Genomic DNA, 18992 nt, shown 5'->3' with positions numbered 1-18992 from the left:
AACCTGATGACTGCCCCCGATAAACGCCGTTTTCCCATTACCCTGCGCGCCTTGCAGGTGACCGCTGTCACCGATCTGTCGCCACGCCTGCGCCGGGTCACGTTGTCCGGCCCGCAACTGGCCGCGTTCGAGGCCGACGGCCGCAGCCATCCGGCCTTTGAAAGCCTCGGCCCCGACGATCACGTGAAGCTGTTTCTGCCCGATCCCGAGACCGGCGCGCTCAGCCTGCCGGTGCAGGGCGAGGGGCGGCTGCACTGGCCGCAAGACCCGCCGGCCATTTCGCGCGAATATACACCGCGCGCCTTCGACCCGGCCTCGGGCGTGTTGCAGATCGATTTCGTGCTGCATGGGCATGGGGTTGCGGGCAGATGGGCCGCCCGCGTCATGGTTGGGCAGGAGCTATATCTGGGCGGTCCCCGCGCCTCGGTCCTGGTGCCGCAGGCGGATCGCTTTGTGCTGATCGGGGATGAAACGGCGCTGCCTGCCATCGCCAACTGGCTGGAGATGCTGCCGGGTGACGCGCAGGTCACCGCCCATATCCTGATCGAAGCGCCCGAGGCACGGATCGACCTGCGCGCACCCGAGGGGGCGCAGATCCATTGGCATGCCTATGATCCGCGCGACGCGCAGGCCATGACCCGACTGATCCCGGTGATCCCGCCGCGCGGCACCTATATCTGGGCGGGGGGCGAGCGCGCAGCGATCGCCGCCTTGCGCGCTCATCTGGACGGCGCCGATCTGGACCCGCAGCAGGTTGATCTGTCGAATTACTGGACGCTCGGACAGGCGGCCGAGGAAGACTGACCGGCGGAGGACTCCGGAAACCGGCGATGTCGGGCCAGCTTCAGCCCCCGACCGGCATCTGGCGCTGCCCGATCCTCATCACGATCTGGGCGATCTGGATGAAGCGGTCTGCCAGCGGGTTCGACTTGCGCCAGACCATGCCGATGGTCCGCGAGGGGCGCGGCGCCGCCAGCCGCGCGACCGAAACGCTGGCGAGGCGCGTCTCGACCTCGACCGCCATTTCGGGGATCAGCGTCACCCCGATACCCGCCCCGACCATCTGCACGAGGGTGGAGAGCGAACTGCCCTCCATCAGCCCGCGGGCGGGTGCGGGCAGCTTGCAGAAGGACAGCGCCTGATCGCGGAAGCAATGGCCTTCCTCCAGCAGCAGCAGACGCATCTGTTGCAGGCCCTCGGGGCCCGGAACGGGCTTGTCGTCATCGGCGGCGGCCCGCACCAGCACGAATTCCTCGTCGAACAGGGGGGTTTCCAGAAGGGCCGGTTCGGATACCGGCAGCGCCACGATGGCGATATCCAGCCGGGATTCCAGCAGATCCTCGATCAGGCGCTGGGTCACGGTCTCGCGCGGTTGCGGATCGAGGCCGGGGAATTGCCGGTGCAGCGCCTGGATCAGGCGCGGCAGCAGATAGGGGGCGATCGTGGGGATGACGCCGATGCGCAACGGCCCCGACAGGGTGTCGCCATCGGCGCGGGCCAGGTCGCCCAGTTCGTCCACGGCGCGCAGGATGTCGCGGGCGCGGGCGGCGAATTGATGGCCGAGCGCGGTCAGCCGCACCTTCCGCGCCCCACGTTCGACCAGCGGAGCGCCGACCACGTTTTCCAGTTCCTTGATCTGCATGGACAGCGCCGGCTGAGTGATCGCGCAATCTTCCGCCGCCCGCCCGAACTGGCCGGTGCGGGCGAGCGCCTCGAAATAGCGCAGCTGTTTCATGGTCAGGGATTGCATCAGGCAAGCTTATCGTATCCGTAAGAAAATGCAATTATTCATTATCTTGCGGCGCTGCTAAGCTTTGGGTTGAAACGCAAAGGTGCAAGCCGGTGACACCCGCATTTTCGGGCCCCGGCCAGCGAGGAGATGAAGATGGACGGAAACAAGGCTGCGGGCAGCGGATGCCCGGTCATGCATGGCGGCAATACCTCCAGCGGGGAATCGGTCACCAGCTGGTGGCCGAACGCGCTGAATCTGGACATTCTAAGCCAGCATGACACCAAGACCAACCCGATGGATCCCGATTTCGACTATCGCGCGGCGGTGAAAACGCTGGATGTCGAGGCGCTGAAGGCCGATCTGCGCGCACTGATGAATGACAGTCAGGACTGGTGGCCGGCCGATTGGGGCAGCTATGTCGGCATGTTCGCGCGGGTCGCATGGCATACGGCGGGGTCCTATCGTCTGGCCGACGGGCGCGGCGGCGGCGGCACCGGCAACCAGCGTTTCGCACCGCTGAACAGCTGGCCCGACAACGCCAATACCGACAAGGGCCGCCGCCTGCTGTGGCCGATCAAGAAGAAATACGGCAACAAGATCAGCTGGGCCGACCTGATCCAGCTGGCCGGCACGGTCGCTTACGAGGTCGCGGGCCTGAAGACCTTCGGCTTCGGCTTTGGCCGCGAAGACATCTGGTCGCCCGAGAAGGACGTTTACTGGGGCGCGGAAAAGGAATGGCTGGCGCCCTCGGGCAGCCCGCGCTACGGCGATGTCGACAAGCCCGAGTCGATGGAAAACCCGCTGGCCGCCGTGCAGATGGGCCTGATCTACGTCAACCCCGAAGGCGTGAACGGCGCGCCCGACCCGCTGAAGACCGCCGCCCAGATGCGCGAGACCTTCGCGCGGATGGCGATGAATGACGAAGAAACCGTTGCCCTGACCGCAGGCGGCCACACCATCGGCAAGGCGCATGGCAATGGCAGCGCCGCTGACCTCAGCCCCGCGCCCGAAGCCGGGGATCTGGCCGATCAGGGCCTCGGCTGGCTGAACAAGACCGGCAAGCGCGGCATCGGTCGCAACACCGTCGTCAGCGGCATCGAAGGCGCCTGGACCACCAACCCGACGCAATGGGACAACGGCTTCTTCGACATGCTGCTGAACCACGACTGGGAATTGCGCAAAAGCCCCGCCGGCGCCTGGCAGTATGAGCCGGTCTCGATCGCCGAGGAAGACAAGCCGGTCGATGTCGAGGACTTCTCGATCCGGGTGAACCCGATGATGACCGATGCCGATATGGCGCTGAAGGTCGACCCGATCTATCGCGAGATCTCGGAGCGGTTTCACAAGGACCCTGCGGCCTTCAACGACGCCTTCGCCCGCGCCTGGTTCAAGCTGACCCACCGCGATATGGGACCGAAGGCGCGCTATATCGGCCCAGATGTTCCGGCGGAAGACCTGATCTGGCAGGATCCGGTTCCGGCCGGCAGCACAGCTTATGACGTGGAGGCGGTGAAGGCGGCGATCGCGGCTTCGGGTCTTTCGCTGGCCGATCTGGTGTCAACCGCGTGGGACAGCGCGCGGACCTATCGCGGGTCCGACATGCGCGGTGGTGCCAATGGCGCGCGCATCCGGCTGGCCCCGCAGAAGGATTGGGAGGGCAATGAACCTGCCCGTCTTGCTCGTGTGCTGTCCGTGCTGGAGCCGATTGCGGCGGCGCACGGCGCCTCGGTCGCCGATGTAATCGTGCTGGCGGGGAATGTCGGTGTCGAACAGGGGGCGAAGGCGGCGGGCATCGATATCAAGGTGCCGTTCTCGCCCGGTCGTGGTGACGCCACCGATGCGCAGACCGATGCCGAATCCTTCGAAGTGCTGGAGCCGTTGGCCGATGGCTATCGCAACTGGCAGAAATCGGAATACGTCGTCTCGCCCGAGGAAATGCTGCTGGACCGCACCCAGCTGATGGGGCTGACCGCCCCGGAAATGACCGCGCTTCTGGGCGGAATGCGGGTCATGGGCACCAACCATGGCGAATCCCGGCACGGCGTTTTCACCGACCGCGTGGGCGCGCTGACGAATGACTTCTTCGTCAACCTGACCGATATGGGCAATGTTTGGGTGCCCGTCGGCAAGGACCTGTACGAGATCCGCGACCGCAAGACAGGCGCGGTGAAATGGACCGCGACCAGTGCCGATCTGGTCTTCGGATCGAACTCGATCCTGCGGGCCTATGCCGAGGTCTACGGCCAGGACGACAACAAGGAGAAATTCGTGCGCGATTTCGTCGCCGCATGGGCCAAGGTCATGGACGCGGACCGCTTCGATCTGCGCGCCTGATCCGGGATGCTTAAAGGAATGAAGGGGCCGGGCGACCGGCCCCTTTTTCATGGGCCGCTGCGGTGAGGGGGGGGATGAGGGCCGTCCGGGTTGCGGCGAATTAGCCCTCGATGTCCCGGCCCTGCGCCAGAAAGGGTGGGCGCGGCCTCAGGTGCCCCCGGTGAGGCATGGAGAGGCCCGGAGAGCCGCCCCTTTTTCCTTACCGTGTCAGACGCAAGATCTGGAAGACCGGGCCGTCCGGGGTTTGGCCGATGTAGCCCTCGATCCCGAAGACCTGCGCCAGCAGGGCCGGGGTCAGCACCTGCGCGGGCGGCCCATCGGCAACGACGCGGCCTTCGTTCATCAAGACCAGCCGGGTGCAACTGCGTGCGGCCAGGCCGAGGTCGTGCAGCGATGCGATCACCAGCCGGCCATCCTCAGCCAGCGCGCGAAAACTGTTCATCGCCCCGATCTGATGCGCGGGATCGAGGCCGGCAATCGGCTCGTCCGCCATCAGGATCGGCGTGTCCTGTGCCAAGGCACGGGCGATCAGCACGCGGGCCTGCTCGCCCCCCGACAGTTCCGTCACCGGCCGGGCGCGCAGATGGGTAACGTCCATGCGCGTCATCGCGGCCTCGATCCGGGCTGGATCGGCATCGGGGCGGGCCTGGGGAATGCGCCCCAGACGGATCAGCGCCTCGGCGGTGATGGGCCAGGCGGCTTCGCGGGTCTGGGGCAACCACGCGGCGGTCAGCGCCCGGCGGCCGGGGGCCAGTGCAGCCAGCGAGGAGATACCGCTGGCCGGGATCAGCCCGAGCGCGGCGCGCATCAGGCTGGTCTTGCCGGCGCCATTGGGGCCGATCAGGCCGATGAATTCGCCCGGTCCGGCGGACAGGCTGGCATGATCGACGGTCAGCCGGGAACCGCGCCTGACGCTCAGGTCGTTGATCTCCAGTCGCATCAGCGCCCCCGCCTTTGCCGCCAGATCAGCTGCAGAAAGACCGGCGCGCCGATCAGCGCCATCACCACGCCCAGTTTCAGGTCGCGGCCCGGCAGCACCAGCCGCACGGCGATGTCGGCGCCCAGCACCAGCGCCGCGCCGCCAAGCGCGGAGGCCGCCAGAAGCCGGCCCGGCCGTGCGCTCACCGCGCCGCGCAGCAGATGCGGCACGACCAGACCGACGAAGCCGATGGCGCCCGCTACCGCCGTGGCCGCGCCGACCATGGCAGCGATGCCCAGCACCAGCCGCAGGCGCAGGCGGGGCAGGTCGATCCCCAGCGAGGCGGCGGCGTCCTCGCCCAGGGTCAGGGCATCAAGGCCGCGCCCGGTTCCCGCAACCAGCAACGCGCCGGCCGCCATGAAAGGGGCGGCGATGGCGACATGCTGCCATGATCTGTCGGCCAGCGATCCCATCATCCAGAACACGATCTCATTGGCGGCGAAGGGGTTGGGCGAGAGGTTCAGCACCAGCGAGGTCAGCGCCCCCGCCAGCGCCGAAATCGCCACGCCGGCAAGGATCAGCGCCAGCGATCCGCCACCCGGACCGGCCATCAGCACGATCAGCGCCACCGCCAGCACCGCGCCCGACAGCGCCACCACCGGCAGCGCCAGCGCGAAAGCGGCGGCAAAGCCGGTCTGCAGCGCGATCACCGCCCCCAGCGCAGCCGAGGCCGAAACCCCGATCAGCCCCGGCTCGGCCAGTGGGTTGCGCAGATAGCCCTGCATCGCTGCGCCCGACAACCCGAGCGCCGCGCCGACCATGAAGCCCAGCAGCGCGCGCGGGGCACGGATTTCCCGCATCACCAGTCCCAGCGCGCCGTCGCCGGTCCATAGCGCGGTCAGGCTGTCGCTCAGGCTTGCGTCTGCGGGCCCGATCAGCAGTGAGGCCAGCATCAGCGCCACGCACAGGGCGGCGAGCGGCAGCAGCACCCTCATCTCGCGAGCCTTTCGGCGGTGCCGGCAACTGCCGGCAGGCCGCAGATCCAGTCGCGGTCGGGCACCATCGCGCGGTCGGCCGGGATCGCGGCGAAGGCCGGATGATCCAGCACGCTTTCGGCGCGCGACGGGGTGGGATAGCGGCTGCCGGTGACGATCAGTTCGGGCGCGGCCATGACCAGCTGCTCCAGCGCCATCTGGCCGGCGCCTTCGGTCATCAGCATCAGCCCGGCCCGGCGCATCACGTCGCCGGACAGGCTGTCCGCCCCGGTGGTATAGCCATTCGCGCCGTAAGTGGTGGCCTGGCGTGGCGCGCCTTCCGGCAGGGCGGCAAGGCGGGCGTCGAAATCGGCCAGCACCTGCGCCGCGCGCGCGGGCTGGCCCAGAAGCGTGCCCATCCGGGTGATGCCGGCGCGCACATCCTCGATCGAGGTGGCGGGCGGCAGGGTTTCGACCCGCAGACCAAGGCGGCGCAGCATCTCGGTGGTGGGGCCGGTGGAGTAGGTGCCCGCCAGCACCAGATCGGGGGCTTGCAGAAACACCTCCTCGGCGCTGCCATGGTTCAGGCCCACGGCGCGCGCCTGATCGGGCATCAGCGAGACCGAAGGATCGGCGGCCAGCCACGAAACCGATTGCAGCTGGCCGGGCGCCGCGATCAGCATGGCCAGCTGATCGGTGCAGAGGTTCAGCGACACCACCCGTGCGGGGGCATCAGCCGCCGCCGCGCCTGCGAGTGTGATCACAAGCGCGGCGGCGAGCCTTACCATTTCGCCGCCAGCCCCAGATAGGCCGTCCGGCCCCGCGCCGGATAGCCCCAGACATCGCTGTAATCTTCGTCGAACAGGTTCACCACGCGCCCCGTCAGCCGCACCTTGTCGGTCAGATCATAGCCTGCGGCGACATTGACGACAGTGTAATCCGGCAGTTCCTCGGTGGCGAAGCTGCCGAAGAACTGCTGATCGTAATTGCCCGCGACATGGATCACATCGCCCGACAGGCTGCCGCGCCCTTCCGCGAACAGCCATGCCGCATTCAGGCCAAGCTGGTGGCGCGGGCGGCGGGTTTCGACGCTGCCATCGGGGTTCTTGGCGTGCAGATAGGTGTAATTCGCCCCGAAGCTGAGGCTGTCCGTCGCCCGCAGGCTGGCCGCGATCTCCACCCCCCGGCGTTTGCTGGTGCCGTCCTGATTGTAATAATTCGTGCCATCCGGCAGCGGGGTGCCACTGAAGGTGATCTCGTCTTCCAGATCCTCGTGGAAATAGGTCAGATCGACCACGGCGCGGCCGTCCAGCAGGGTGGCCTCGACGCCGAGGTCGAAGCCACGGTTTTCCTCGGGCTTCAGGTTGGGATTGCCGACATAGCCAAAGCCGCCGAACAGTTCGATATAGTCGGGATTGACCACGCCCGTCCCGGCCGAGGCGTGCAGCCGCAAGGGTGCGTTGGGCATCTGGTAAGACAGGCCAAGCGACCATGTGGTCGCGTCGTCAAATACGTCGTTATTGTCCTGACGCAGGCCGAATTGCACATCCAGCCCGTTCGCAAATGCGCCGCGATATTCCAGCACGGCCGAGTTCGACCGCCGCCGCTGTTCGGTCGCGAGGCTGTTTTCGTCCTTGCTGTGTTCCAGCCCGAAGGCGATGGTCTGGGTCGCCTCGGCCACGCGGCCGTCGATGCCGTAGACGCTGCGGAATTTCCACAGGTCGGTGCGGGCCTCGGCCTTGGTCCATTGGTGATCGTCGAAGTCGTAACGCGTCTGGTCATAGGACAGCCGGTTGCTGAGCCGGCCATCCAGCATATCCGCCTCCAGCCAAACCTGACCGGTCTTTTCGGTCCGGTCGGCATGGTCGCGGCTGTCGATCAGGTAATCGCGCGCGCTGGTGGCGGCGAAATTGGTGGCGTCATAATCGTATTCTTCGGTCGCGCGGCGCAGGGTCGCGCCTGCGCGGATATCCTCGGTCAGGGCGTAATCACCCGAAAGCTGCAGCGTCTCGCGCGTCAGACCGTCATCATCGCCGCCATCGATCTGCGAAATGTCATAGCCGTCATCGTCGCGCTTGGACGCATTCAGGCTGATGCCGCCGCGCTCGCCCCGCGTGCTGACATGGGCCGATGCGGCCCAGCCATCGCCGATTTCGATGGTGCCGCTGGCTTCGGTTCCCACACCTCCCTTGCGGGTGATGATATTGACCACGCCTGCCGAGGCGTCGGCCCCGAAGAACACCGATTGCGGGCCGCGCAGGACCTCGATGCGGTCCACATTCGCCAGTTCCAGCCCGGACAGGAAATATTCCTGATCGCCGGCCGCCGCGCGAATGCCGTCGATCAGCACCAGCGTGTGATTGCCCTCGGCCCCGCGGATGCGGATCTGGGCGTTGCTTTCGCCGGATGCCGAAATCGCCACGCCGGGCACCTGCCGCAGCGCCTGTTCCACCGTGGTCACGCCGCGCCGTTCGAAATCCTGCGCGGTCAGCACGGTGCTGGCGCGGCCGTAAGCCTGCGCCTCGATGGGCGTCAGGCCGCCATAGAGGGTGATCGGGTCCAGCAGAATCGGGGCGTCCTGCGCCAGCGCGGCGGCGGGCAGAAGCGTGGCGGACAAAAGCAGTAGGGTGCGCATCGGTCTTTCTTTCCTTGCGGACGTGCCCAATGAAGGGGCACGGTGAACAGATGCCTGCCGAAGGAGCAGGCGAGGCTTGTCACCGCTGCGGGTCGCGCCGCCTCCCTGGCGCGCCCCGCACCACGGAAAGGGTGATCGCTCCGGCAGGTCTCCTGGCTTGGCGGGTCGCGGCTTTGCCGGCCTTCCCGGTTTCCCAGTGGCAAATCGGCATCGCTATCCGCCTACAGTTGCGGGGGCAGCCACGGTCGGTCCCGTGTTCCCTTTTCACCAGCGGCACGCCGCCGGAACCTGAGCGGTGCCTCAATGGGCGTGACGGCCCCATGGGTCAAGCTTGCCCGACACCCCAGCCCGCGCGCGGGGCGGCGGTGTTGCACAATCGCCAGCGCCCGGCGCAGCAGCGACGGCAAATGCATTTCTCCTGATCCGAGTCTCTTGATCCGAGCTGGTTAACGATTAGTATGTATTATCATTAATTTGAGTTTTCTGCGGCCAATATTGGGCCAGGTCTGGTTGGAGTTTCGAATTGACGGATGGCGACGGACAGCCCGTGCTGCAGCTTGAAGCCATGCTGTCGGCCGCCTCGGACCACAGGCGTCCGGCCCCGGCTGATGCCGTCGCCCGCTGGTCGGGGCGCCTGCCGCCATTGCTGCTGGACATCTGGCGCCGCTATGGGCTGGTGCGGCTGGCCGGCGGGCGGCTACGGCTGGTCGATCCGCGCCGATTCGAACCCCTGATGGGCTATGTCTTCCACGGCGACCCGGATCTGGCGGGAGATACCCATGTCATCGGTCTGGGCGATCTGGGAGAACTGGCGCTGTGGTCCGAGCGCCACGGCTTCGGCTTTCTGTCGCCGCTGACGGCGGCGCTGGAAATGCCCTATATCATTGCCCCGGACGCGCCCTCGGCGGATACGCAGATCGCCGATCTGCTGATTGCGATCCCGGCCTCGGCGATCGAGGCGTTCGATCACCAGCACCAGCCCCTGCATGACCGGCTGCATCAGAAGCTGGGTCGGCTGGACCATGACGAGATCTATGCCGCCACTCCGGTGCCGCCGCGCCTCGGCGGGACGCCGATCGAGGATTACGAAATCGCCGATGGACCGGAATGGCTGGAGGCCGTCTATGCGGTGATGAACGTCACCCTGGTCGATTACCAGCGCGATCCCTTCGAACTTCGCATGGTCGGCAGCGCCTGGCCTGCGGGCATGGCCGCGACCCGGAAACGGATGTCGCCATGACCCCCGCGCATCCCCCCTGCCGAAAGGCAAGCAGGATCCGGGCCGCGAACCGGTTTCCGGCCCGGATCGCATCTGGCGGGCGCCGCGCGGTGCTGGCCTGCGCGGCGGGGCTGCTGGCCTTGGTCGGGCAGGCCGCCTGGGGCGCCGATTATCTGGCGCTGTCCTTTGGGGCCTATCGGTCCTCGCCGGTGCTGCTGACCCATTTCTCGGTCGAGGCGCCGCTGGCGCCCACGCCTGAATTGGTGGTCTCGGGCGCGGCCGAAGCCGAGATGCCGCGCACGGCCGGTTCCAGCGCGGTCGGCCTGCCGCGCGATGCGGGTCGGGACGGCAGGTGGACGGTCGCGGCCCAGTGGATCGAATTGCAGACCAGCCGCGCCTATCGGGCCGAACTGACGGTGCCCGTGTCGGCGCTGACCGAGGTATATGGCGCCTATGAACTGAACGTGATCTTCGGGCCGAACGGGCTGATGATCCTCGGCTCGGACCGGGTGGGGAACAGCAAGGCCGACCGGGTCGACCTGGTGGCGGGTTGCGGCGACCGGGCGCCCCGATCGGATCGCGACTGGGGGCGGGAAACCGCCAGATTTCCCGAGGTTGCGCAGCTTCACCGCAGCATGGCGCCGGTCCCCGCCCGAACTGTCTGCCCGGCGACAGGAGGCTAGGCGATGACCCGGCTTGTGGACATCGACGCATTGGCCGCCGACGCCGTTGGCAGCACCGACATGGCGGGCGAGACCGGCAATATCGCCCAGACCTGCCCCAAGGTGACGCTGGAAATCGGGGTCTTCTTCGACGGCACCCTGAACAACCGTTTCAACGTCGGACTGCGCAACCGCAGCGATGACAGCTATCAGAACGCGCTGTCCAACCCGGCCCTGCTTTGGGCGCGGTACAAGAACGGCAAGAACTTCGACGTCAAGAATGCCTGCGGCGGTGTGGCGCGAGCCTTTCGCAGCATCTATGTCGAGGGGCCGGGCTCGCTTCGCGGGGAAGCGGATGACAGTCTCGGCTATATCAGCGGCATGGGCCGGCGCAGCGGAGTCGAATCCCGCGTGCTGCAGGGGTTCGAGCGGATGCTGCGTGAAATCGGCAACATCGGCGGCCCGCCGGTTCTGCGCAAGGTCGTGCTGGATGTGTTCGGCTTCAGCCGCGGGGCGGCGGCGGCGCGGTATTTCGTCAACTGTGTCCGCGCCCGCCGCATCCGTTACGACCCGGTCGGACCCGGCGATTTTACCCGCAGCCTGCCCGCGGGGTTGCAGGTCGAGATCCGCTTTCTGGGCATCTTCGACACCGTCGCGGCCATCGGCGATGCGCGCGATGACGACAATGACCCGGTGAATGTCCATCTGAAGACCGCGCAGGTGACGGGGCAGATCTATCATCTGGTGGCCGATGATGAATATCGGGTGAATTTCCGGCTGAACCGGAACTGGCCCGGCGGCGGCGATCATCATGTCCTGCCCGGTGCCCATTCCGATGTGGGCGGCGGCTATCGCGACCCCGGCGATGCGGCGCCGATCAGCGGCGTCACCCGCCGACAGCGCGCCACCCGCGCCCAGGCCGAAGCCGATCAGGCCGCCAAGCGCCGGGCCGACGCTGCCCCTGACGCCAATCGCGCCGCCGAGGCGGTTTTCGTTCAGGAGGGCTGGCTGAACGCCAATGAAACCGAAGGTGGCATCATGCGCCAGATGTCCCCGATCCGCGAAACCGTCGTTCCAGGCGGGATGCGGGGCGGGATAATGCGGGTCTATGCCTATGACGAGCAGCTTGTCCTGAACCGGCCCTGGGTGCAGGTCGGCCTGTCGCGCATCGCCCTGCACATGATGCACGAGGCGGCGCTGCGACATGTCAATGGTGCCTTCCTGCCGCTGCCGACCGATGACCGGAATTACGTCATCCCCGCCGGCCTGCGCCCCTATGAGGCCGAGATCCGCAGCGGCAGCCTGACCGGTACGCGCCGGCGCGCGGTGCTGCGCGGCTTCGGCCATGTGTCCATGAAGGACGGAAGCCTCGTCAGCGAGGAATGGTGGGGACACCGCCCCAGCGACGGACATATCCGTGGCGAGGCCCCCAACAGGCCGGGCGAGGCGATCTGATCCTTCAGCTGTTGGCCGGCCCAAGCTGGGCGATACGCTCGACCAGCTGGCGCATCTTGTCCTCCTCCAGCAGGTCGGCGCGCAGGATGCGGCGCAGCGTGCCCGCCGGATCGACGGTTTCGAAGACATCCTCGGAATGCAGATCCCAGGCGGCGATGCGGAAGGCATTGCCACGTTGGCGGATGCCGAATTCCGTCGCCCGCGAGACCGAACGGCGCACCCGCTTCTCCAGTTGCTCCTGCGGCAGGCTGGTCGCCCGGTCGGGGAAGGTGCGCAGCATCAGCGTCACCATCTGCTGAACATTGACGCGGACGCGGGTGCTGCGCAACGCGGCCAGCTCGGGCGGGGCGAGGCGGAACGGGTGGCTTTCCCAGGGCCGCGTTGCGGGCCGGGGGGCGCCGGCGGGAAAGACGCGCAACGTATCGGTCCCGGCATCGGGGACCAGCAGCGCCTCGATCTGTCCGCCCTCGCGCGGGTAGAACCAGCGGCCGCGTTCCTCGCTGGTGGCGATGGCGTCGAAATAGGCAAGCGCACTCGACTGCTCCCAGAAGCGGAAGAAGAAGGTGCCATCCTCTGCCCGCACCCGCAGCAGGCGGCGAAAATGCTTTTGCAGCGCCGCCAGATCGAGATCGCCCAGAATCAGAATGCCGGGCCGCTTCTTCCACATCGCCCAAGGCAGATCGGCATCATTGACAAAGTCGCGCATCAGCGTGCCGGCCGTGTCCATCTGCACCAGATAGGGGGCGACATCGCGCAAGCGCGCGCCCAGATCTCCCTGAAAAAGCGACAGCGCCGGGATCTCGCGGCTTTCCAGCCGTTCCGGCAGACCGGGCAGGCATGCGGCATCCAGCAGCGCCACGACGGTCCGATAGGCCGACAGATCGTGGGCCAGCCCCGGACGGGGAATCAAGTCCTTACCAAGTGACACCAAGGGGCCCACGTAGAAAATACGCCCGGAACAGAAGTTAACCGCTCCATTTATCAGAAAATTTTACCGGTTTTCAACGGCCTACTTTTTACACATGGCGGTGGCAGCGCAAACGCGTGCGGGCACCGCTTCGGGTTGCATTTTGCGCGCCCATGGCCTCACCTGCAACCATAGCCTGTCAGTTGGAGAAGATGATGAGTCCGCTTGCCCGCCGCATTGCCTGCAGTGCCGCTATGAAGGCCGTGCTGATGGCGTCCGCGTCCGCGCCCGCTTTCGCCCAAACCGGGACCGAGGCCAGCATCTTTTCACCTGCCAACATTGCCGGCGGGCTGCTGCGGGCCGGGGTTTCCTACGCGCGGATGGTCGCCGATATCCGCTATGGCGCGCTGGAAGTGGATGCGGAGCGGGGGGCGGTGATGCTGCGCGATCTTCAGATCCGTGGCATCGGCGATCAGGCGGCCTGTCAGGTGACACTCGGGCGGGCGCAGTTCTCGGGCATTACCTTCTGGGGGGCGGAGGATATGCGCGGCCGGCTTGACGCCGCCGATCTGAAGATCGCCAACAACTGCTTCGGCCCGCAGGCAGCGATGATCGGCATGGTCACCGGCAGCGATTCGATTCCGGTCGCGCGGCTGGCGCTGGATTGGCGCCAGGTCAGCAGCAGCGGCGCAGGCCAACTGGATCTGGAAATCGTCAGCCCCGAGATCGCCCGGATCGAGGGCAGCGTCGATTTCGACTATGTGTCGATCTATCTCCCCGATGCGCTGAAGAAACTGGCGCAGCAAAGCGGCCCGACCGATCTGGAGGATCCGGGCGCCGACGATCCTGCCATGGGCGAGGACCGGTCCGATTCCTTTGCCACCAACCCGGAAAGGCCGGAGGTGGGCCTGCGTGGCACGCTGCGCGCGGCGCATCTCTCGATCGAGGATCTGGGGGTCTGGGGGCGCCTGGGTCCGATCCTGCCGCCCGATGCGACCAATCCGCAGGCCATCGATGCCGGGATCGTCACCGCTGAGCCCGGCAGCCCCCTGAGTGAGGTGCAGGAGGGGCTGGCCGCGGCGGTGAAGGGCTTTGTCGCCCAGCCCGGCATCGTCACCGCCGAAATCCGTCCCGAAGCGCCGGTCGATTTCGACAGCCGGGGCTGGACCGAGGCGGGGGACCCTGTGGCCTTCTTTGCCCCGGTCTTCACCAATGCCGCGCCGCGGCCGCCGCTGCGGCTGATCGCCGATCCGTCGGCTGCGGGGGATGCGCGCTCGCTCGGGCTGGCGCTGGCGCGGGGCGAAGGCGTGCCCATGAATCACCGCCGCGCCATCGGCCTGCTGTCGCCGCTGAAAGGCGATGCCGAAGTGTCGCTGGCGCTTGCCACCATGATCGCCGAGGCCGATCCGGCCGCGGCCTATCCCCATGCGATGGCGGCGGCCAATCTGGGCGCGCCCGGCGCGCCCGCCGTGCTGGACAGGATCGAGGCGAAACTGCCGACAGCCGTCCTGCTGGCGGCCCAGATGCCGGCCGCGACGCCGCTGAAGGACGAGATGTTCGCCTCGGTTCAGGCGCTGCGCGATGCGGCGCTGGCGCGAGAGCAGGGCGACGGCGTGCCGCGCAGCTATGCGCTGGCGTGGCGGCTGGCGGCCTCGGCGGCCGCGGCGGGCGACGGTGCGGCCCAAGCGCTGATGGCGCGGCTGAATGCGCGCTTCGGGGCCGAACCTGTCTGGATCACCGCCCGCGAGGCGGCGGCAGATGCGGCCATGGGGGACTGGACGACGCGCAAGCTGGGCACCGTGCTGGCGGGCGCGGCGCAATAGGTCCGCATCACTCCGGCGCGGGTTCGCCCCGCGCCGGCGGAAGGATCTTCACCGATTCGATCACCGAGGAGAGCGGCCCCGCCGGCACCGCGCCCAGATCGCGCGACAGCGCCCGCATCGAACGATTGTCGCTGAGAAAGGACATGCTGATCTCGGTCACGCCGACGCGGCGGGCGGCCAGAACCAGCGCCAGCGCCAGCGTTCGGCCGAAGCCGCCATGCTGCCAGGGCGCTTCGACCGACAGCGAGATCTCGGCCGTGGCGCCGTTGCGGATCAACTCGCCCACGCCGCGCAGAACGCCATCGACGAACAGCCCGAAGATGATGTCGTGCTGCCAGTCGAGGCCGCGCGAATAGGCCTCGATCGCCTCGTCGCGGGTGGTGACGTGGAAGCGGGCATAGCGATCCTCGCGGCTGAGGCGCAGCAGATGCGCGGCGTGCTGGGCCTGATCGCGGCGGGTCAGGCCGCGCAGCAAGACCTTGGGCCGCGCCGAACCCCGCCGCCTGAACAGGCTCCTGCCGAAACTGAATCTGGCCATGCGTCTTCCCCGCGCCGCGATGCGGCAAATGCTGCGGCAGGGTGGGTCGGCGGTCAAGTCACATGGCAGCGGCAGGCGCGGTGACCTCGCGTGACGGGCAGGTCAGGCGACCCTAATCGGCGCGGACATAGCTGCCGGGTGCGGGTTCGATCGGCTTCAGGGGGCCGGCGCCGGGCTGATAGGCGGGGACCTTCTTGCCGGTGCTGTTGCCGGCGATCCAGTCCGCCCAATGGGGCCACCAGGACCCATCGTGCTTGTCGGCATGGGCCAGCCATTCGTCGGGGTCGGCCGGATAGGGTTCGCCCGTCCAGAAGCCGTATTTCTGCCGCTTGCCGGGCGGGTTGATGACCCCGGCGATATGGCCCGAGCCGCCCAGGGCGAAGCTGGTCTTGCCACCCAGAAGCCCGGTCGTCGGATAGATCGAGCGCCAGGGCGCGATATGGTCTTCCTTGGTCGCCAGCACGTAGAAGGGGATCGTGATCTTGCTGATGTCGATCGCCACGCCGTCCATGGTCAGCTGGCCGGGCTGGCGCAGCCCGTTCTCGATATAGATCTTTTCCAGATACCACAGCAGCATTGCGGCGGGCATCCGGGTGCTGTCGCCGTTCCAGAACAGCAGATCGAAGGCGGGCGGCTTCTTGCCCATCAGATAGTTCATCACATGGAAGGACCAGATCAGGTCGTTTTCCCGGATCATCGAGAACATGTCCTGAAGGTGGTGGTTTTCCAGATAGCCCTTCTCGGCCATGTGATCGCGCAGCACCTTCAGGCGGTCGCGGTCGATGAAGACGCCGATCTCGCCCACATCGGTGAAATCCACCATGGTGGCCAGCGTGGTGGCGGTCTTGACCCGCTTGTCTCCAATGGCGGCCATATAGGCCAGCGTCGCGGTGACCAGAATCCCGCCGATGCAGAAGCCGAGGATGTCGAATTCCTTCTCGCCGGTGGCTTCCTCGATCTTGTCGAGAGCCTCCAGCGGGCCGAGGCGCATGTAGTCTTCGAAGCTGAGCGCCGCATGCTCCCTGGTCGGGTTCACCCAGGAAATCAGGAAGACCGAATGGCCCTGTTCCAGCATGAAGCGGACCATGCTGTTATCGGGCTTCATATCGAAGATATAGTATTTGTTAATCCAGGGCGGCACAAAAAGAAGGGGCCGTTTGAACTGCGTTTCGGTGAGGGGTGCGTAATGGATGAGCTGCATCAGCTCGTTCTGCCAGATCACCTGCCCCTCGGTGATGGCGAGGTCGCGGCCGACTTCGAAGGCGTGGCGGTCGGTCATGTTGATGTCCAGCCGGCCATCGCCGCGTTCCAGATCGTCCAGCAGGTTGCGGAACCCGTCCAGCAGACTGCGACCTTCGGTTTCCAGAAAGCGGTCGCGGGCCACCGGGTTCAGCGCCAGATAGTTGGCGGGCGACAGCGCGCTGAGAAGCTGGCGCGTATAGAAGCGGACGCGCAGGCTGTCCTTGTCATCGTCGGGCAGGTCGCCGATCAGCTGTTCGGCCGCGTTTTCGATGGCCAGATGGACATCGCGCAGCCCCCGGCTGAGCGGGTCGCCGTTCCAGCGATCATCGCGAAACCGGCGGTCGCCGGCGGTTTCACCTGCGGGCCCCGTCCAGGCCCGCATCCATGCCTGGGCGCTGTCGGTCATCAGTTGCATCTGAAAGCGCGGCAGGGCGAAGGGGTCCGCGGCGATCTGCATGCCCGCGCGGGCATAGGCCTGCGCGATGGTGGCGGCGTCGAGGACGGAAAATTCCTGTCCGCTGGCCTTGGCAGCGGCATTGGCGCTGGCACGCCCGGCCAGCCCCTGCGCGCGCTGCATCAGGTCGACAAACTCGGTGGTTTGTTCTGCGATCCGGTTCTGGTCCATGATTCCCCCTGTTGCGCGCCGCCCATCTTACTGTGCAACGGATGTGGCACAGGGTCGAGCCGGATATTCCCCTGCGTCAAGCGGATGAGGCCGGCGGCGGGGACGCTGCCCCCAAGGCCTGCGGCCTTTCCCCCGGGATATTTGGGCCAGAATGAAAGGGGTTCAGCCGAGGCCACGGGCGCGGTCGCGCAGCAGGAATTTCTGGATCTTGCCGGTCGATGTTTTCGGCAGTTCCTCGAAGATGATGGTTTTGGGCGCCTTGAAGCGGGCCATGTGGTCGCGGCAGAAGACGATCAGGTCGGCCTCGGTCAGGGTTCGGCCCGGTTTCAGGGTGACGAAGGCGCATGGGGTTTCGCCCCATTTGTCGTCGGGGCGGGCGACCACGGCGGCCTCCAGCACGTCGGGGTGGCGATAGAGCACGTCCTCGACCTCGACCGAGGAGATGTTTTCGCCGCCCGAGATGATGATGTCCTTCAGCCGGTCCTTGATCTCGATATAGCCGTCCGGATGCATGACGCCCAGATCGCCCGAGGCGAACCAGCCGCCGCGGAAGGATTTTTCGGTGGCCGAGGGGTTTTTCACATAGCCCTTCATCACGTTATTGCCGCGCATGAAGATCTCGCCAATGGTCTGACCGTCGGCGGGGACCGGGCTGAGGGTGTCGGGGTCGGCGACCATCAGGCCTTCCAGCGCGATATTGGGGACGCCCTGGCGCGCCTTCAGCCGGGCGCGTTCGGTCGTGTCCACGCCGTCCCATTTTGCCTGCCAGGCGCTGACCACCGAAGGGCCATAGGTTTCGGTCAGGCCATAGACCTGCGTGACCTCGACCCCCATGGCTTCCATATTGGCGATGACGGCGGCGGGCGGGGGGGCGCCTGCGGTCATCACCTTCACCTCGTGCGTGAAGTCCTTAAGGTGGTCGGGGGCGTTGACCAGCATCTGCAACACGATGGGCGCGCCGCAGAAATGGGTGACGGCTTCGTCGCGGATCAGCTGAAAAACCGGCTCGGCACGCACCGCGCGCAGGCAGACGCAGAGGCCCGCATTGGCGGCAAGGGTCCAGGGAAAGCACCAGCCGTTGCAGTGGAACATCGGCAGCGTCCACAGGTAGCGGGCGTGATGCGCCATCCCCCAGGTGACGATATTGGACAATGCGTTCAGCGCCGCGCCCCGGTGGTGATAGACGACGCCCTTGGGATCGCCGGTGGTGCCGGAAGTGTAGTTGAGGCTGATCGCGTCCCATTCGCTGGCGGGCAGCGACCAGTCGAAATCCGGATCACCCTCGGCCAGCAGCTCGGCGTAGGTCATCCCGCCGATCCGGCCCCCCCCTCGAAGCTCGGGTCTTCGATATCGACGACCAGCATGTCGGGCCGGCCTGCCATGCGGACGGCACGGGCGACGGGTTCAGCGAACTCCGGGTCGACCAGCAGCACACGGGTTTCGGCGTGGTTGAGAATGAAGGCGATCGCTTCGGGGTCGAGGCGGGTGTTGATGGTGTTCAGCACCGCGCCGGACATGGGAATGGCGAAATGGGCTTCGAACATCTCGGGGATGTTGGCGGCGACAATCGACACGGTGTCGCCCGGCCCGATCCCGCGCGCGGCAAGCGCCGAGGCGATCCGGCGGGTGCGGACATAGGTCTCGGCCCAGCTGCGGCGGATGGCACCATAGCTGACGGCGTCGAGATCGGGATAGATCGCGGCGGCGCGGGCGATGAAGGACAAGGGTGAAAGCTGGACGAAGTTGGCCGGATTGGGGTCCAGTCCGATGTCGTAGATGTTCGTGCCGGCCATCATGTTTCCCTGCCCTGGATGCTTTGCGCACAGCTTGTCGCAAACGGGGTCCGGTTGTGAAGGGGCGATCAGGATTACGTGCATGGCATGGCGGATTTTCTTTGCGCGCGCGGTTGCCGGGACGGGGCCCGCTG

The 18992-nt window shown here is 66.9% G+C and carries 14 protein-coding genes, 1 pseudogene and 1 riboswitch; of the genes and pseudogenes, 6 read left to right on the top strand and 9 right to left on the bottom strand.

The window, feature by feature from the left end; all coding sequences use genetic code 11:
• The first annotated feature begins 6 nt into the window (after window positions 1-6).
• On the top strand, window positions 7-804 hold the full coding sequence (locus tag H1S04_RS07740; RefSeq protein WP_181744922.1) for a siderophore-interacting protein: 798 nt from the start codon (window positions 7-9) through the stop codon (window positions 802-804).
• Window positions 805-844: 40 nt separating this feature from the next.
• Here the strand turns inward: H1S04_RS07740 and H1S04_RS07735 are convergent, their stop codons facing one another.
• On the bottom strand, window positions 845-1750 hold the full coding sequence (locus H1S04_RS07735) for a hydrogen peroxide-inducible genes activator (RefSeq protein ID WP_181744921.1): 906 nt from the start codon (window positions 1748-1750) through the stop codon (window positions 845-847).
• Between the two features lie 135 nt (window positions 1751-1885).
• Between H1S04_RS07735 and katG the strand changes: the two genes are divergently transcribed.
• On the top strand, window positions 1886-4066 hold the full coding sequence (katG, locus tag H1S04_RS07730; RefSeq protein ID WP_181744920.1) for a catalase/peroxidase HPI: 2181 nt from the start codon (window positions 1886-1888) through the stop codon (window positions 4064-4066).
• A gap of 199 nt (window positions 4067-4265) precedes the next feature.
• On the opposite strand, the gene H1S04_RS07725 is transcribed toward katG, so the two are convergent.
• From H1S04_RS07725 to H1S04_RS07710, 4 genes are read right to left on the bottom strand one after another with little or no spacing between them, the layout of a single operon-like run.
• Complete coding sequence (locus tag H1S04_RS07725) at window positions 4266-5009, bottom strand: ABC transporter ATP-binding protein (protein ID WP_181745436.1); 744 nt, start codon at window positions 5007-5009, stop codon at window positions 4266-4268.
• Window positions 5006-5980, bottom strand: a complete 975-nt coding sequence (locus tag H1S04_RS07720) for an iron ABC transporter permease (protein WP_181744919.1) — start codon at window positions 5978-5980, stop codon at window positions 5006-5008. Before H1S04_RS07720 ends, H1S04_RS07725 begins: the two co-directional genes overlap by 4 nt.
• Window positions 5977-6747 (bottom strand): ABC transporter substrate-binding protein, encoded by a 771-nt coding sequence (locus tag H1S04_RS07715; protein WP_181744918.1) that lies wholly within the window; start codon window positions 6745-6747, stop codon window positions 5977-5979. Before H1S04_RS07715 ends, H1S04_RS07720 begins: the two co-directional genes overlap by 4 nt.
• Window positions 6741-8594 carry a TonB-dependent siderophore receptor gene (locus H1S04_RS07710; RefSeq protein ID WP_181744917.1) on the bottom strand — a complete coding sequence of 618 codons (1854 nt, stop codon included), beginning with the start codon at window positions 8592-8594 and terminating at the stop codon, window positions 6741-6743. Before H1S04_RS07710 ends, H1S04_RS07715 begins: the two co-directional genes overlap by 7 nt.
• Before the next feature lie 124 nt (window positions 8595-8718).
• Window positions 8719-8901, bottom strand: a riboswitch (cobalamin riboswitch).
• A 240-nt stretch (window positions 8902-9141) separates the two neighbouring features.
• Here H1S04_RS07710 and H1S04_RS07705 point away from each other — a divergent pair.
• From H1S04_RS07705 to H1S04_RS07695, 3 genes are read left to right on the top strand one after another with little or no spacing between them, the layout of a single operon-like run.
• A complete protein-coding gene (locus tag H1S04_RS07705) occupies window positions 9142-9834 on the top strand; it encodes a GAD-like domain-containing protein (RefSeq protein ID WP_181744916.1) in 693 nt (230 codons plus the stop codon).
• Window positions 9831-10496, top strand: a complete 666-nt coding sequence (locus tag H1S04_RS07700) for a hypothetical protein (protein ID WP_181744915.1) — start codon at window positions 9831-9833, stop codon at window positions 10494-10496. The genes H1S04_RS07705 and H1S04_RS07700 overlap by 4 nt, the downstream gene beginning before the upstream one ends.
• Window positions 10497-10499: 3 nt before the next feature.
• On the top strand, window positions 10500-11930 hold the full coding sequence (locus H1S04_RS07695; RefSeq protein ID WP_181744914.1) for a DUF2235 domain-containing protein: 1431 nt from the start codon (window positions 10500-10502) through the stop codon (window positions 11928-11930).
• A 4-nt stretch (window positions 11931-11934) separates the two neighbouring features.
• Here the strand turns inward: H1S04_RS07695 and H1S04_RS07690 are convergent, their stop codons facing one another.
• Window positions 11935-12840, bottom strand: a complete 906-nt coding sequence (locus H1S04_RS07690; RefSeq protein ID WP_181744913.1) for a DUF4123 domain-containing protein — start codon at window positions 12838-12840, stop codon at window positions 11935-11937.
• Between the two features lie 266 nt (window positions 12841-13106).
• Here H1S04_RS07690 and H1S04_RS07685 point away from each other — a divergent pair, with 266 nt between their 5' ends.
• Window positions 13107-14660, top strand: coding sequence for a hypothetical protein (locus H1S04_RS07685; protein ID WP_255435478.1), 1554 nt, complete (start codon window positions 13107-13109; stop codon window positions 14658-14660).
• 7 nt (window positions 14661-14667) lie between these two features.
• Here the strand turns inward: H1S04_RS07685 and H1S04_RS07680 are convergent, their stop codons facing one another.
• From H1S04_RS07680 to H1S04_RS07670, 3 genes and pseudogenes are all read right to left on the bottom strand, one after another.
• Window positions 14668-15198, bottom strand: a complete 531-nt coding sequence (locus tag H1S04_RS07680) for a GNAT family N-acetyltransferase (RefSeq protein WP_181744911.1) — start codon at window positions 15196-15198, stop codon at window positions 14668-14670.
• A gap of 112 nt (window positions 15199-15310) precedes the next feature.
• Window positions 15311-17065 (bottom strand): alpha/beta hydrolase, encoded by a 1755-nt coding sequence (locus tag H1S04_RS07675; protein ID WP_181744910.1) that lies wholly within the window; start codon window positions 17063-17065, stop codon window positions 15311-15313.
• A gap of 162 nt (window positions 17066-17227) precedes the next feature.
• A pseudogene (locus H1S04_RS07670) lies at window positions 17228-18858 on the bottom strand (acyl-CoA synthetase).
• Between the last annotated feature and the right edge of the window lie 134 nt (window positions 18859-18992).

Origin of the sequence: Paracoccus sp. S1E-3 (assembly GCF_013868135.1) — a bacterium.
Taxonomy (GTDB): domain Bacteria; phylum Pseudomonadota; class Alphaproteobacteria; order Rhodobacterales; family Rhodobacteraceae; genus Paracoccus.
Note: the sequence above shows the minus strand (reverse complement) of the source record. Positions and strands in the feature narration are given on the sequence as shown.